Genomic DNA, 15,290 nt, shown 5'->3' with positions numbered 1-15,290 from the left:
GATTCGACGTTCTTCATTCTTTTTCTCGATCAGCCGATAGAAATGACGGTGCTAATTTATTCGTCAGCCACGGGAAGGGGATTGAACATGCTGAGACAGCTGAAAATAGCCGCGCGGACCTCCGCCTGCTTTGCGTTGATGGTGGTGCTGGTGTTCGGGCTTGGTATTTTTAGCATTCAGCAATTGCACGGTATTCGTGAGCAATCGCTTGAAATCGAAAACGACGCGCTTCCAGGGATTGCGCTGGGTGACGATATTGCCCTGGCGGTCGAGAAAACCCGCACCACCGTGGCCAAAATGCTTGCCACGCATGATCTTGCGCAGGTAGCTCAGGCTCACAACGAGTTCCTTGAAAGGAAGGCCGGTTTCCAAAAGGCCGTAGAGGCTTACGACCCGCTGATCACCGATGATGAAGAGCGCGCGCTCGTAGAGGGTCTGAAGAGCACTTATCAGGGCTACATCGAGCGTGGCGAAAAGGTCTATACGCTGATCAACGAGAATCAGGCAGAGGCCGGAAGGGCGCTCGTCTGGGGCGAGATGAAGGCCATGGCGGAAAGTATAGAAGCCGCCCTTGGCAAGCTGGAAAAGATCAATGATGACTCCGAAGCCGAATCCAGCGCTGCAGCGACGTCGGTGTATGAAAACGCCCTGATCGTCACTCAGGGGGTTATGTTTCTGACGGTGTTACTGACCGTATTGCTCGCCTGGCGCCTGACCAAAAGTCTGGCAGTGCCGATCAGTCAGGCGCTGCACAGCTCGGAAACCATTGCTGCGGGCGACCTGCGTCCCAGCGCAATCAACCGTGAGGGCACTGATGAAGCGGCCCTTTTGCTGCAATCGATGGAGCGCATGCGCGGCAATCTGAGCCAGACCCTGAGTCAGGTGGGCGATGCCGCTCACCAATTGGCCTCGGCCACAGAGCAAATGAGTGTGCTGATGGCCAACAGCAACGCTGACCTTGTGGTGCAGAACAGCGAGATAGAAATGGCCGCCACCGCCGTTACCGAGATGAGCCAGGCGGTCGACGAAGTAGCGCGAAATGCGGTGGCCACCTCGGAAGAATCCAAAGCCTCTTCGGTGTCGGCCCGCGAAGGTCAGGAAGAGCTCAATCAAACCGTTCAGTCGATCCTTGAACTGACCCGCAATGTCGGCACCGCGTCGGTCGAGGCGCAGGCGCTGGCAACCCGCACGCTGGATATCACCAAGGTCCTGGATGTTATTCGCGCAGTCTCCGAGCAAACTAACCTGCTGGCCCTCAATGCCGCCATCGAGGCGGCACGGGCTGGCGATGCCGGGCGGGGTTTTGCCGTAGTCGCGGACGAAGTTCGCGCGCTGGCTCATCGCACCAGCGAGTCGACCCGTGAGATCGAGACCATGATCGGGCACATCCAGCAGGGCACCAAGAGCACGCTGGTGGCGCTTGAAGTCAGTACCGAGCAGGCCCAACGTACCAAACAGCAGGCCGAGTCGGCCAACGCCGTGCTGGCCAGTATCGCCAGTTCGGTCATGGTCATCGATGAGCGAAATACGGTGATCGCCAGCGCTTCTGAGGAGCAGGCGCTGGTCGCGCGCGAAGTGGATCGCAACCTGGTACGAATCCGTGACTTGTCGGCGCAGTCGGCAGTGCGTACCGGCCAGACCGGCAGTGCCAGTCAGTCGCTGGCCGAACTGGCGAGTGATCTGACTACTACCCTTAGGCAGTTCAAGCTTGGCTAAGCAGTCAGGCATGACCTTGCTGTTGCCCGGACAACAGCGAATCGACAATGTGTTCGCCGCCTTGGGCCTGAAGCGTCGGCTATCAGCCTAGACGCAATTCGGCGCAATAGCCTGCAAGCCAGGCTCTGCGCCGTTGCCAGCGTAACCGCAGGGCTTTGGGCATGACCTGTGCACTGCTGATCAGGATTGTTTTCCTGAGCCAGCGGAGCCACCCGAATGCCTGATGCCGTCCCGATTTATAAGCCAACCCGTCTGCATGCAATAGGGCGCGCCCTGGCGCTGACCCTGTTGGCCACCAGCCTTGTCGCGACGGCACATGCCGATGACAGCGATGTACCTTCGCTGGCGGGCAAGCGCATCGCGATCAGCATGACCGGCACCAGTCACTACTTCGATATCAAGACGTTTCAGGCCCAGGTGGATGAGGTCAAGCGTCTGGGCGGCACGCCTATAACGCTTGATGCAGGTCGCAACGACAAGAACCTGGTCAATCAACTGCAGACCGTGGTTACGCAAAAACCCGACGCGGTGATTCAGACCCTGGGCACACTCAGCGTTATCGACCCCTGGCTCAAGCGCATCAGCAAGGCGGAGATTCCACTGTTCACCATCGATGCACCGTCGCAATACAGCCTCAACAACACCACCTCGGACAACATTGCCACCGGCAAGGCACTGGCCGGGCAACTGATCAAAGACGCGGGTGGCAAGGGCAACGTGCTGGTGTTCAACGGCTTTTATGGTGTGCCGGTGTGTGCCATTCGTTACGACCAGCTCAAGTTGGCGCTCAAGGATCATCCGGGACTGAAAATCATTGAGCCGGAGTTGCGTGACGTCATTCCCAACACGGTTCAGGACGCTTACTCGCAAGTCTCGGCGCTGCTCAATAAATACCCCAAAGGCAGTGTGTCGGCCATCTGGGCGGCCTGGGACATTCCTCAACTGGGCGCCAGCAAGGCACTGATCGACGCCGGAAGAACTGAAATCAAGACCTATGGCGTTGACGGCACGCCGGAAGTACTTGAGCTGATGCGCCGTGAGAACTCACCGATTGGTGCCGTGGTTGCGCAGCAGCCGGCCCTGATCGGCAAGACTGCAGTGCAGAACGTCGCTCGCTATCTGGCCGGGCAACGCGACCTGCCCAAAGAGACTCAGGTGCCGACCTTGCTGACCACGGCCGCCAACCTGCCGCAAGTGCAGGAGCTCAGGGGTGATAACTGACGGAGGAGATCGACCATGAGACCAGCGATTGCAGACGTTGCAGCGGCACCAGCGGCCTTGCACTTGCAGGGCATCAGTAAGCGCTTTGGTGCTACTCAGGCACTGGATGGGGTCAACCTGCGGGTCGAGGCCGGAACCATTCATGGGCTGGTTGGCGAAAACGGCGCAGGCAAGTCAACCCTGATCAAGGTCCTTGCCGGTATTCATCGCGCCGATGCGGGCAGCTTGAGCATTTATGGCCAGCAGTTCGACAGCTTTACTCCGCGCCAGATTGAAGCCGCGGGCGTGCATTTCATTCATCAGGAGCGCTTGCTGCCGGGCAGCTTCAGCGTCGGTGAGGCGTTGTTTTTCGGGCAGGAAATCAAACGCGGTCTGTTTGTCGATCGACGCGCTCAGGAGCGCGAGGCGGCCCGGTTGCTGGATGATTATTTTGCCATGCGCCTGCCGAGCGGGGCGCTGGTACGCGATCTGGACAGCGCGCAGCGACAGATATTGCAGATCACTCGCGCACTGCTGGCCAAACCGCAGGTGCTGGTGTTCGACGAGCCGAGTGTGTCACTGGTCAAGCAGGAGGTGGACCGGTTGCTGGCCATTGTCCGGCGCTTGCGCGATGACGGGCTGAGCATTGTGTACATCTCCCACTATTTGCAGGAAATCGAATCGTTGTGTGATCAGGTCACCGTGCTGCGCAATGGGCGCGACGTGGCGGTGGTTGATCCCGCGCATGTCAGCACCGCGCAGATCGCCCGGTTGATGGTCAATCGTGACGTGGGTGAGCAATATTTCCGGGCGCAGACGCAGCCCGGCCCGCCAGTGCTTCAATTGAACGGGCTGGGAGCAGGGCGCTTTTACAACGGCGTTGACCTGAGCGTGCGAAGTGGCGAGGTGGTGGGCCTGACCGGGCTGGTCGGCTCGGGTGCCAAGGAACTGCTCAAGAGCCTGTTCGGGCTGCTCAAGCCGGATCGCGGCGACGTGCTGTTGAACGGTCAGCCGTTGCAACTGAAATCCCCTCGTGATGCGGTGCGCAACGGTATCGCGCTGGTCCCCGAAGAGCGCCGCACGCATGGCGTAGCGCCAGCGCTTTCGGTGCTGGAGAACATTACCCTGGCCAGCCTCGGGCGCTTCAGCCGCTGGGGATTGCTCGACGGTGCTGCGCAGTCAAGGGAAAGTCAGCGCCTGATAGGTGAACTGGCGATCAAGACCTCAGACCATGATGCGGCGGTTCAATTGCTTAGTGGTGGCAACCAGCAAAAGGTCGCCCTGGCCAAATGGCTGAGTCGACACTCGACGTTGTACCTGCTGGATGAGCCCAGTGTGGGTGTCGACATTGGTGCCAAGGTGGAAATCTACCGGCTGATTGCCCGGCTGGCTGAAGGCGGTGCAGCAGTGCTGGTGCTGTCGTCGGACCTGCCGGAACTGATCGGCATCACCCAGCGCATTGTGGTGCTGCACAGAGGGCGTATTGCGGGTGAATTCGATTCGTCGAGCACCGACAGTGACCAGTTGCTGGCCTGCGCCACCGGGGCCAGTGAAAGCCGTCATGACGGTAAAAACACCCTCCAGGAGACCCGCCATGTCTACGCTTGAAACATCAGTCATTCAGGTCGGCGATCCATCGCAACGCTGGCTGGTACGGCTAGCACAACGCGGTTCGTTACTGGTATTTCTGGCGATACTGCTGGGCTTTGCGGTCAGCGCGCCCAACTTTCTCAGCATCGGCAACATCAGCAACGTGTTCGCCCAGTCAGCCGTGCTGGGCATATTGGCGCTGGGCCTGACATGTGTGGTCATCGGCGGTGGCTCCAACGTTGTCAGCGGCGGGCTGGACCTGTCGCTGGCGGCTAATCTCGGTCTGTGCGCAGCCGTTTACAGCAGCCTGAACAACGCCGGTTTCGACGCATGGCAGGCGATTGGCCTGACGCTCGGCTGTGGTCTGCTGGTTGGCGCGCTCAATGGTCTGGCGGTGGTGTTTTTGCGCTTGCCGCCGTTGCTGGCGACGCTTGCGAGCATGAATTTGATTGCAGGTCTGGAGCTGGTGCTGACCCAGAACACCGTACTGGCTACCGATTCCGCTTTGCTGGACAACCTCGCTTCCTGCGTCTGGCTGGGCATTCCGGCGCTGGCGTGGGTGTTGCTGAGTGTCGCAGCGCTGTTGTGGCTGCTGATTCAGCACAGTGCGTTTGGCCTGCGCCTGTACGCCATCGGTGAGTACCCGCAAGCGGCAACTGCTGCCGGCCTGAATCTGCAGGGCTATGTGTTCGCCAGCTACCTGATTGCCGGTGGCTGCGCCGCCATTGCGGCGTTCTGCTCTGCTGCATTTTTCAGTGGCAGCACCACCGGCTCCGGCGACATGCTGCTGTCAGTGGTGGCGATTGCCTTTCTCGGTGTGGTGTTCTCGCGGCGCCTGACCGCCAACATTCCTGGCACCTTGCTGGCGACGTTGCTGCTGGGTTTTCTGATCAATGGCTTTCAATTGCTGAACATCTCCAATTTCTGGGTCAATGGCGTTCAAGGCGTGCTGATCCTGCTGGTGGTGGCATTTTCCGGGGCGCTGGGCCGCCGGGAGGGTGAACAATGAATACGCTGACCCTGAACACTTCTTCAACACTGGTGAAATTCCTGCCGCGCCTGTTGCCTGCGGTCCTGCCGCTGTTGGTATTGATCATCCTGCTGTTTTTCGCCATCAATGCACCGGGATTTCTGAGCTGGGGCAACCTGTCGAGCCTGGTGCTGAACAATTTTGTGTTGCTGGCCATTGTGGCCGTTGGCATGACTTGGGCAGTTGCTGCCGGCGGCATCGATCTGTCGGTGGGAACGGCGCTGGACTTTGCCAGCCTCGGCTTTGTCGTCACGCTCAATGGCGGCCACGGTCTGGGCGCGGCCATCGCGGTGGCCTTGTTGGCAGGCGGCGCGGCGGGCGCGTTTAATGCGACGCTGATCGCCGGGCTGCGTATTTCGCCGTTTCTGGCGACGCTGGGTACATTGTTTATCGGCACCAGCGTGCAGCAGCTGTTATCCGACGGTGGTCAACCTATCTACATCGCTCAGGGCGCGTTGCCGGGCATTAGCGGTGTACTGATTCTGGGCGTGCCATTGCCTCTGGTGGTGGTCGGGGTGCTGGCAGGGTTTTACGGGCTGGTGCTGGCGCGTGGCCGTTTGGGGCGGGAAATGCTTGCGCTGGGGACTCAGCCGCAGCTGGCGTATTACTCGGGGCTTTCTACCCGGCGCATCGCCGTACAGGTGTTTGTCGCCAGCGCTCTGGCCTGCGCGGTCGCCGGTATCCTGCTCAGCTCCACGGTCAACGCCTACGTGCCGATGTCGGGCAATGCCTACCTGATCAACGCCATTGGCGCGGTGTTCATCGGCACGACGCTGAGTCGCCATGGGCGTGCCAACATTGTCGGGACGTTATTGGGCGTGCTGTTCATCAACGTCATCGCCAATGGTTTGTTGTTGATCGGCTGGAACTTCTATTGGCAGCAGGTGGCGACCGGGGTGCTGATCTTTCTGGTGCTGGCGTTCAGCTTTGCCAGTCGCCACCTGTTGCGTAACGCGGCGTAACCTTACGCCTCAGGCTTTGCCGGTACCGCTGCCGATCTGCCAGACAAAAGGCGGCTCGGTACCATTGATGCGCCAGTCACCGACAATGCGCGCCTTGTAGATCAGCGGATTGTGCGATGCCGCTGTGCGCGCATTACGCCAGTGGCGATCCAGCGCCTTGTTGACGCTGACGCCTGACGCGCCCAGCGCATTGAACAGCTCGGTGGCAGAGCGCAGCACCAGTTCCGACACAATGACCTGCGCCTTGGCCGTCTCGATTTCCGCGGCAATGTTGGCGTCCTTTTCCTGCTGTGGATTATTGCCGAAGCGTGCCACATAAGCGCGTTGCAAAGGCTCGGCAGAACGCAGGGTGGCCGCCTCGGCGGCGTAGACCTGAGAGGAGATCTGCCCGACCACTTGCTGCACCTGTGAGTCCTGGCTGACGCTGCCCGCGTTGCCGTGGCTGAAGATGCGCTTGCGGTCGCGCACTTCCTGCGCGATGTCGCGTTCGACGGCTCGGCCAATACCTGCCAGCACCGCCAGCAGCACCAGCTGATAGAACGCCGTCTGGTACTTGAAACGCTGCTCGAACGGGATGACATGTGTGGCGGGCAGCGGCACATTGTCGTACACCGATGTGCCGCTGCCGGTGGTGCGCTGGCCAAACCCGTCCCAGTCGTCACTGTGACGCACGCCTGCGTGCCTGGCATCGACCACCGCAATCACATCAGCTCCAGTGTCGGCGCGCTGGGCGTAGACGTCGATCCAGTCGGCGAAAATGCTGCCGGTGCTGTAAAACTTGGTGCCGTTGAGCACGAAGCCATCGCCCTGAGGGCTGACTTTGGTAATCACATCGCCGATTTTCACTGCACCGACCTCGGTCCAGCCATTGCCGACCAGATCCCCAGCCACGAAGCGTGCAAACCATGTGTCACGGTTGGCGCCGGGTGGTGCATTCAAGCGGTCTTCGACAAAGGCGAAATGCGCTCGCAAGGCTTGCGGAATGTTCGAGTCGGCTTCGGCCAGTTCTATCAGCAGTTGAAACAGCTGGCTGACCGAAGCACCCGCACCGCCGTATTCGACGGGTACCCGCACAGCGCCGAAACCGGCCTTCTTCAGCCAGGCAATCGGTTCGTAGGGCAGGGCGCGGGCTTTTTCGCGTTCGACGTTGCCAGCGCCGATCTCGCGGAAGATTGGCCGGAACCGGTTGGCCAGGGTTTCGTAATCGGTCCCCAGCGAGAGAGGGTTTGAGCCGGTTGATTGAGTCATGCGGTACTCCTGAACACGAAGAGATCGGCACATGGGCCGGGAGGGTTCGTGCTGATCTCTGCATGCTTTATGCCTGAATCTAACTATCTGATTTTAATGATTTATTTTTTTGTTAGATGATGTTCATGTTGATTAGCCAACAGTTGCATGGCCGCTGGCTGGAAAATCCCAACGCGTTGTCAGCGATGCCGGCAGCTCATGAGCCCTGGAGGACCTGTGTCTGCGCGGGATGCGCTGTGAATACGCCGCTGTTCGGTCAGCAACAGCGTTCGAACATTTTGTGCTGCAGGGGGCGGCCAGTCATGGGCGGTAATTTGCAACGTACTGTTTTAAAAGAAAAATAATTTACGGCACGGGCTGTGCACTGTTCAAGGTCAAGCGTGTTGAGTGTTTTCAACCTGTCGCCAACGAGCAGGAGCCAGTCCATGAGTAAGCCACTCTCAATTCCACCTGCAGCACCGCCCAGAGCGCATGTCATCGCTTCCGATGCCGAAGCCATTGAAGTCGCCACAGCACTGGCCAGCCGGTTTGCCGAGGAAGCGTCGCTGCGTGATCGCGAACGCCGTCTGCCGGTCGCCGAGCTGGATGAGTTTTCCGCCAGCGGACTGTGGGCCATTACCGTGCCCAAAGCCTATGGCGGCGCAGGCGTTTCCTACGTCACCGTTGCGCAAGTGATCAAGATCATTTCTGCCGCCGACTCTTCGCTCGGGCAGATCCCGCAGAACCATCTGGGCGTGCTCGATATCCTGCTGCAGACCGGCACCGAGGAGCAGAAGCGCCACTACTTCGGCAAGGCGCTGGCCGGTTACCGCTTCGGTAATGCGTTCTCCGAGTCGAAAAGCAAGAACGCCGGAGCCTTCCAGACCCGTATCCGCTTCGATGGCGAGCACGCGGTGCTGGACGGTGAAAAGTTTTACTGCACCGGCGCGCTGTTCGCGCACATCGTGCCAGTGGCGGGGGTCAACGAGAAGAATCAGGCCTTTATCGCGTTCGTCGAGCGCGACAATCCGGGCCTGACGATCATCGACAACTGGGACGGTTTCGGCCAGCGCACCACCGCCAGCGGCGGGGCAGTCCTGAACGCTGTCCGCGTGCCGTCGAGCGCGGTGATCCCTGCGCACCGGGCATTCGATGAGCCGACTGCCGACGGGCCGATTTCGCAGATCATTCAGGCGGCGGTGGACACCGGCATCGCCCACGGCGCCTTCGAGGAAACCCTCAAGCACGCACGACTGGCGCGGCCATGGATCGACAGCAAGCAGGATTTCGGCTGGCAGGACCCGTTCAGCATCGCCACCATCGGCGACTTGCAGTGGCGGCTGCATGGCACCGACGCGATTCTCGCCAAGGCCGGCCAAGCCATTGACCATGCGTTGGCCGAACCCAGTGAGGCCAGCGTCGCGCAAGCATCGGTGATCGTCGCGCAGGCCAAGGTGCTGTCGGCACAGATTGCCTTGCTCGCCAGCAGCCAGCTGTTCGAACTGGCTGGCACCCGTTCGGTGCTGGGCAAACTCAATCTGGACCGTTACTGGCGCAATGCGCGAACCCACACCCTGCATGACCCGGCACGCTGGAAATATCACCTGATCGGTAATCAGGTGCTCAACGGCATTGCACCGCCACGCCATGCCTGGAACTGATCAAGGAGTACGCCCATGACGCATCCCGCTATTACCGCACAACTGAAGGTCGCCGCCGAAGACCTTGGTCAGGCGCGCGAAGGCTTGCAAGACACCCTCGATTACCTGCGTGAGCACGCTCAGCCATGGCCGCTCAGTGACCTGCAGCGCATTGTCGATGACCCCTATGTGATCAGCAAAGTCGGAGATCTGCAGATTCGTCTGGAGGTTGCCGCCGCGCTGCTGGAGCGTGCCCAAAGGCTGGATGGCTCTTCCGAGCAGCGCCTTGTCGCCAGCAGCGAGGCGGTCATTGCCAGTGCCGATGCATTGCAGGCGGTGGGCAATATTCAGTACGAACTGACCGGCAAACGTTCGTCATTGCCTGCCCCGACCGGTCGTGAACCGCTGCGCTGGCACTATCAGGTTATAGGTAATCAACGCCTCAATGGCGTGGTTCCGCCGCAGCTTCAGGAGTAAGTGTATGTCTCGTCAGATTCGCCTCAATGCCTTCGACATGAACTGCGTCGGCCATCAGTCGCCTGGTCTCTGGGCTCATCCTCGTGATCGCTCCTGGCAGTACAAGGACCTGGAATACTGGACCGATCTGGCCAGAATTCTTGAGCGCGGCAAGTTCGATGGGTTGTTCATTGCCGACGTGCTGGGCATTTACGACGTCTATCGCGGCAACGGTGAGGCGGCAATTCGCCAGGCCACTCAAGTGCCGGTCAACGACCCGTTGCAGCTCATCCCGCCCATGGCGCTGGTGACCGAGCATCTGGGCTTCGGCCTGACCGCTTCGCTATCGTTCGAACATCCTTATCCGTTTGCCCGTCGCCTGTCGACGCTAGATCACCTGACCAAGGGCCGCGCAGGCTGGAATATCGTCACCTCGTATCTGGAAAGCGGCGCGAAGAACCTGGGGCAGAAAACCCTTACCGAGCACGATGCGCGCTATGACTATGCCGAGGAGTATCTGGAGGTTTGTTACAAACTCTGGGAAGGCAGTTGGGAGGAGGGCGCGATTCTGCGTGATCGCGAGCGTCGGGTATTCAGTGACCCCGGCAAGATCCACGAGATTCGCCATGTCGGCAAACACTTCCAGGTGCCGGGTATTCACCTGTGCGAGCCGTCGCCGCAACGTACACCGGTTCTCTATCAGGCTGGGGCTTCAAGCCGCGGCAAGCAGTTCGCCGCCGAGCACGCCGAATGCGTTTTTGTGGCCGCACCCTCCAAGGTTCTGCTGAAAAAGACCGTGGCCGATATCCGTCGCCGCACCGCCGAGGCTGGTCGTGACCCGTCCAAAGTGCTGATTTTCAACTTGCAGACGGTGATCCTTGGCGAAACGGATGCCAAGGCCAAGGCCAAATTCGAGGAATACAAAAGCTGGGTCAGTTATGAAGGCGCCATGGCGTTGATTTCCGGCTGGACCGGCATCGACTTTAGTCAGTTCAAGCCTGATGAGCCGCTTCGGCATGTGCACACCAACGCCATCCAGTCGGCAGTCGAGACCTTTTCCACCGCTGACCCGAACACAGTGTGGACGCCGCAGGCGCTGGCCGATTGGGTCGGTATCGGCGGTTTCGGCCCGTTGTTTGTCGGCAGCCCGGAAACCGTGGCCGACCTGCTCCAGGAGTGGGTTGAAGAAACCGACGTGGACGGCTTCAACCTGGCCTACGCGCTGACCCATGAAACGTTCATTGATGCGGTGGACCTGCTGGTGCCGGAGCTTCAGAAACGCGGCGTCTACAAGACTGAATACGCCAAAGGCACCCTGCGCGAGAAACTGTTCGGCGAAGGACCACGCCTGGAAGCAGGGCACCCGGGCGCTGCCTTTCGCGACCTCGCTGCACTGCATCGCACTCGCCAAGCGGAGAGTGCCTGAAGTGTGATGACTGTCCTTGCGCAGGCGGCGCGGCGCAGATTTGTGACGCGGAGCGTCACGAACGGCGTTCCCACGCTGGAGCGTGCGGAACGGTAATCCCGACTATCGTGCGGCGCTCCGCGTCGCATGCAGTTCTGGACGCTCTGCGTCCGGTCTTGAGGTTGCGGCGTGGCGCAGATTTGTGACGCGGAGCGTCACGAACGGCGTTCCCACGCTGGAGCGTGCGGAACGATAATCCCGACTATCGTGCGTCGCTCTGCGTCGCATGCCGTTATGGACGCTCTGCGTCCGGTCTTGAGGTTGCGGCGCGGCGCAGATTTGTGACGCGGAGCGTCACGAACGGCGTTCCCACGCTGGAGCGTGCGGAACGATAATCCCGACTATCGTGCGGCGCTCCGCGTCGCATGCCGTTCTGGACGCTCTGCGTCCGGTCTTGAGGTTACGGCGCGGCGCAGATTTGTGACGCGGAGCGTCACGACAGGCATTCCTACGCCGAGCGTGCGGAACGATCATCGTAACTATCGTGCGTCGCTCTGCGTCGCATGCCGTTCTGGACGCTCCGCGTCCGATGTTGGGTGCTTGGAACGGCATGGATGATGACGTGTGCTCAACGCTGTGACGGTCAAAGCTCAAGCTTGTAGCCCACGCCGTAAAGCGACTGGATCGGATCCTGACCAGGACAGGCGTGCTCCAGTTTGCGGCGCAGGTTGCGGATGTGGCTGTCCACTGTGCGGTCGGTCACTACGCGATGATCCGAGTAGAGCCTGTCCAGCAGATGGTCGCGGGAAAAGACCCGACCCGGCGAGCGGGCGAAAGTGGCCAGCAGGCGCAGTTCAACCGGGGTCAGGTCCAGGCTGACACCATTGAACGAGGCTTGATAATGCGCTTCGTCCACCTGCAAACCCTTGGGCGTGTGCGGGTCGCTTGAAGAAGTGCGACGCAGTATTGCCTTGACGCGAGCGACCATCTCCCGCGGGCTGAACGGTTTGCAGATGTAGTCATCCGCACCGAGGTCCAGGCCCAGCAAGCGGTCGATTTCCTCTACCCGCGCGGTGATCATGACAATGGGCACGGCGCTGAAACTGCGCAGCTCCCTGCAGATGTCCATGCCATCGCGACCGGGCAGCATGATATCCAGCAGGATCAGTTGCGGCGGCTGGGCTCTGACTGCTGGCACTACCTCCAGACCGTTGCTCAGGCAGTGGGTCGAATAACCGGCAGCGATCAGGTAGTCGCGCATCAGCGAAGCCAGTTTGGGTTCGTCTTCGACAATGAGAATCGGCGTTTCGGTGGTCATGGAGGTCATGGCCGCAGCCGTCCAGGCAGGCACAGGGTCAGCCAGAGGCCGCCTGTGGGCGAGTGGTCGGCGCTCAGGGTGCCGCCGTGGGCGAGGGCGATGCTGTGACAGATCGCCAGCCCCAGACCCGCACCACCGCTGGCGCGGTTACGCGATGTTTCACCGCGATAAAAGCGTTCGAACAGCTTGGGCAGTTGTGCGGGATCGACGCCGGGGCCGGAATCCATGACTTCGATACGTACTTCATCATCGCGCATGGCTGCGCGAACCTGCACCGTGCCACCGGCATCGGTGTAGCGCACCGAGTTTTCCAGCAGGTTGCTGATCAACTGTTGCAGGCGGCCTGGGTCTGCGTGTACCGACAAGGGTTGAGTTGCAAGTTCCAGCTGCAAACTCAATTGACGCGCTACGCAACGCTCTTCGAACATGTCAGTGATATTCGTCAGCAGCTCCGCCAGATCACAGTCGACCTTGCGGTAGGTCAGGGCGCCCACATCCGCCAGGGACAGCTCATACAGATCATCCACCAGCTTGCTGAGCATGCCGACTTCGCCCTGCAGGGACTTCATCGACGCCTGATCCAGTGTGCGCACGCCATCCTCGATGGCTTCCAGTTCGCCACGCAGTACCGACAGCGGGGTGCGCAGCTCATGGGAGACATCGGCCATGAATTCGCGGCGCATCTTCTCATTGCGCTCCAGGGTGTACGCCAGCTGATTGAAGTCGCGAGCCAACTGGCCTACCTCGTCGTTGGAGGAAACCGCCACGCGGCTGCTGTATTCCCCTGCGGCGAGCCGATGGGTTGCAGCGGCCACACGCTTGACCGGGTCGAGCAGCGTGCGGGCAATCCACCAGGCAATCAGCACCGCCAGCAGCAGCGACAGCACACCCATCGCCAGGCTGGCGCGCAACTGGTACTGCTGAAAGCGCTCACCACCCGCTTCACTGACGCTCTGAAAGGGTGTGACGGCCAGCCAGCCCACGATTTTGCCGGCGACTTCCACCGGGCGCATAAACTCATCGTCATGTACGCCCGGAAACCCCATTACAAGGTTCTTCTGCGCATCCAGCAGGGCGATTCGAAACACTGCACCAGTCAGATCGGAAGTGGGTGGTGTGGCCAGTCCGGGAATGGCGAAGTCCTGCGCGGGCTCCGGGCGCATCACCTCAAACCAGCGATCCTTGTTGTCACGCATGAACTCCCAACTGCCTTCGCGAGCATAGGCCACTGCCAGACGCGGCAGGACCGGCGACATACGTTGCATGGCCTGCTCGTTGAGATAACCCAGAAAACCGCGGGCAAAACTCCAGTTCGCAGTCAGACCCATGATCAGGATCACCGACAGCACGCTGGCCAGCACCGCGACAAACAGTTTGGTGGAGATGCTCGATTTCATGAAGGCTCGGGTTTTCCCTGAAGACGGCGTCCATTTAGGCCTTCGTGACCGCAAGTTTCAAGTCGGCGCAGCAATCTTCAATTTTCCTGCACATTTGCCTCGCACTCTGACATCAGGCTTTCGCCACAACGTCCTGAGGCAAACATGTCGAGCAAGATTTTCGCCAAATACCTGATGACGGTGACCTTTGTCATCTACGCAGCCCTTATCAGTCTTCTAAGCGGTTGTTCAGAGGATGATTCGCCGCCCGCTGCGCCAAAACCGACGGTTTCGGTCATCACTGTGCAGCCGCGCAGCCAGGCGCTGACCACCGAGCTGGCGGGGCGCACTCAAGCGTTCATGGTCGCCGAGATCCGTCCTCAGGTCAGTGGCATCGTTCAGCAGCGGCTGTTCGTCGAGGGGGCTGACGTCAAGGCCGGTCAGCCTTTGTATCAACTCGATAGCGCGACTTACCAGGCTGCGCTGGCAGAGGCACAGGCCGCGCTCGCCAAGTCCCGTGCCACGCTCAAATCGGCGCAGGCAACTGCCAAGCGAGATATAGGGCTGGCAAAGATAGATGCCATCAGCCAGCAGGATAAAGAAGACGCCGAAGCCAGTCTGTTGACCGCTGCGGCCGAGGTAAAAGTGGCGGAGGCCGATGTGCAAACCGCGCGCATCAACCTGACATATACACGGATTACCGCGCCCATCAGTGGCCGTATCGAGACCTCGACCGTCACACCTGGCGCATTGGTGGTGGCCCAGCAGGACACGGCGCTGACCACGGTTCAGCAACTGGACCCGATTTACGTCGATGTCACGCAGTCCACCACCGAGTTGCTGCGTCTCAAGCGCGACCTGGCCAGCGGAAAGCTGCAAACCAACGGCGATGGGCAAGCCCGAATCACCCTCAAGCTGGATGACGGCAGCACTTATAACCACGACGGCCGCCTGCAATTCAGTGGCGTCAGCGTCAACGAAGGCACTGGTACCGTGACGCTGCGTGCCAGCTTTGCCAATCCAGAGCGGTTGTTGCTGCCCGGCATGTACGTGGTGGCGGTGCTGGAGCAGGCGCAGGATCACAACGCGATTCTGATTCCGCAAAAGGCCGTCACCCGCAGTGCCAGCGGCCAGACCACCGTTTTACTGGTGGTCGACGGCAAGATCGAGCAGCGGGTGATCAGCGTCGACCGCACGGTGGGCAACCAGTGGTGGGTGAGCAGCGGGCTCAAGGCCAATGAGCAGGTGGTGGTCGAGGGCGGGCAGAAAACGCCGGTGGGCACTGAGGTGACTATTCAAAACGCCGACAGCCCGAATTTGCCATCGCCGAGCGGCACTGTCGCTGCTACTGATGTGAAGGAGCGCTGAAC

General features: G+C 60.4%; 12 protein-coding genes and 1 pseudogene. 10 read left to right on the top strand and 3 right to left on the bottom strand.

Annotated features, from left to right (window positions below; genetic code table 11):
- Positions 1-42: 42 nt before the first annotated feature.
- From KP808_RS26160 to KP808_RS13585, 6 genes and pseudogenes are all read left to right on the top strand, one after another.
- Positions 43-564, top strand: a pseudogene (locus KP808_RS26160) (MCP four helix bundle domain-containing protein); the annotation flags it as partial.
- The gene (locus KP808_RS13605) at positions 538-1,716 is read left to right on the top strand and encodes a methyl-accepting chemotaxis protein (RefSeq protein WP_407692680.1); all 1,179 of its coding nucleotides are present in this window, start codon (positions 538-540) and stop codon (positions 1,714-1,716) included. The pseudogene KP808_RS26160 and the gene KP808_RS13605, both read left to right, overlap by 27 nt.
- A 216-nt stretch (positions 1,717-1,932) precedes the next feature.
- Positions 1,933-2,937, top strand: a complete 1,005-nt coding sequence (locus KP808_RS13600) for a sugar ABC transporter substrate-binding protein (protein ID WP_230016290.1) — start codon at positions 1,933-1,935, stop codon at positions 2,935-2,937.
- A gap of 15 nt (positions 2,938-2,952) precedes the next feature.
- Positions 2,953-4,524, top strand: a complete 1,572-nt coding sequence (locus KP808_RS13595) for a sugar ABC transporter ATP-binding protein (RefSeq protein WP_230016289.1) — start codon at positions 2,953-2,955, stop codon at positions 4,522-4,524.
- On the top strand, positions 4,511-5,515 hold the full coding sequence (locus tag KP808_RS13590; RefSeq protein ID WP_230016288.1) for an ABC transporter permease: 1,005 nt from the start codon (positions 4,511-4,513) through the stop codon (positions 5,513-5,515). Before KP808_RS13595 ends, KP808_RS13590 begins: the two co-directional genes overlap by 14 nt.
- Complete coding sequence (locus KP808_RS13585) at positions 5,512-6,498, top strand: ABC transporter permease (RefSeq protein WP_004665242.1); 987 nt, start codon at positions 5,512-5,514, stop codon at positions 6,496-6,498. The genes KP808_RS13590 and KP808_RS13585 overlap by 4 nt, the downstream gene beginning before the upstream one ends.
- A gap of 9 nt (positions 6,499-6,507) precedes the next feature.
- Here the strand turns inward: KP808_RS13585 and KP808_RS13580 are convergent, their stop codons facing one another.
- Positions 6,508-7,746 carry an acyl-CoA dehydrogenase family protein gene (locus KP808_RS13580; RefSeq protein ID WP_230016287.1) on the bottom strand — a complete coding sequence of 413 codons (1,239 nt, stop codon included), beginning with the start codon at positions 7,744-7,746 and terminating at the stop codon, positions 6,508-6,510.
- Positions 7,747-8,171: 425 nt separating this feature from the next.
- Between KP808_RS13580 and KP808_RS13575 the strand changes: the two genes are divergently transcribed.
- Genes KP808_RS13575 through KP808_RS13565 form a run of 3 tightly spaced genes read left to right on the top strand, consistent with a single transcriptional unit; the run spans position 8,172 to position 11,247 of the window.
- The gene (locus KP808_RS13575) at positions 8,172-9,386 is read left to right on the top strand and encodes an SfnB family sulfur acquisition oxidoreductase (protein WP_230016286.1); all 1,215 of its coding nucleotides are present in this window, start codon (positions 8,172-8,174) and stop codon (positions 9,384-9,386) included.
- A 15-nt stretch (positions 9,387-9,401) separates the two neighbouring features.
- Positions 9,402-9,842 (top strand): acyl-CoA dehydrogenase family protein, encoded by a 441-nt coding sequence (locus KP808_RS13570; RefSeq protein ID WP_057452982.1) that lies wholly within the window; start codon positions 9,402-9,404, stop codon positions 9,840-9,842.
- 4 nt (positions 9,843-9,846) lie between these two features.
- Complete coding sequence (locus tag KP808_RS13565; protein ID WP_230016285.1) at positions 9,847-11,247, top strand: LLM class flavin-dependent oxidoreductase; 1,401 nt, start codon at positions 9,847-9,849, stop codon at positions 11,245-11,247.
- A gap of 622 nt (positions 11,248-11,869) precedes the next feature.
- On the opposite strand, the gene KP808_RS13560 is transcribed toward KP808_RS13565, so the two are convergent.
- A complete protein-coding gene (locus tag KP808_RS13560) occupies positions 11,870-12,544 on the bottom strand; it encodes a response regulator (protein ID WP_230018877.1) in 675 nt (224 codons plus the stop codon).
- 5 nt (positions 12,545-12,549) lie between these two features.
- Complete coding sequence (gene baeS, locus KP808_RS13555) at positions 12,550-13,941, bottom strand: sensor histidine kinase efflux regulator BaeS (RefSeq protein WP_230016284.1); 1,392 nt, start codon at positions 13,939-13,941, stop codon at positions 12,550-12,552.
- Positions 13,942-14,085: 144 nt separating this feature from the next.
- Here baeS and KP808_RS13550 point away from each other — a divergent pair, with 144 nt between their 5' ends.
- Entirely contained in the window at positions 14,086-15,288 is a 1,203-nt protein-coding gene (locus KP808_RS13550; protein ID WP_230016283.1) for an efflux RND transporter periplasmic adaptor subunit, read from the top strand.
- Positions 15,289-15,290 lie beyond the last annotated feature (2 nt).

Source organism: Pseudomonas savastanoi (assembly GCF_020917325.1).
Taxonomy (GTDB): Bacteria; Pseudomonadota; Gammaproteobacteria; order Pseudomonadales; family Pseudomonadaceae; genus Aquipseudomonas; species Aquipseudomonas amygdali.
The sequence above is the reverse complement of the archived record's forward strand: the minus strand, read 5'-3'. Positions and strand labels throughout refer to the sequence as shown.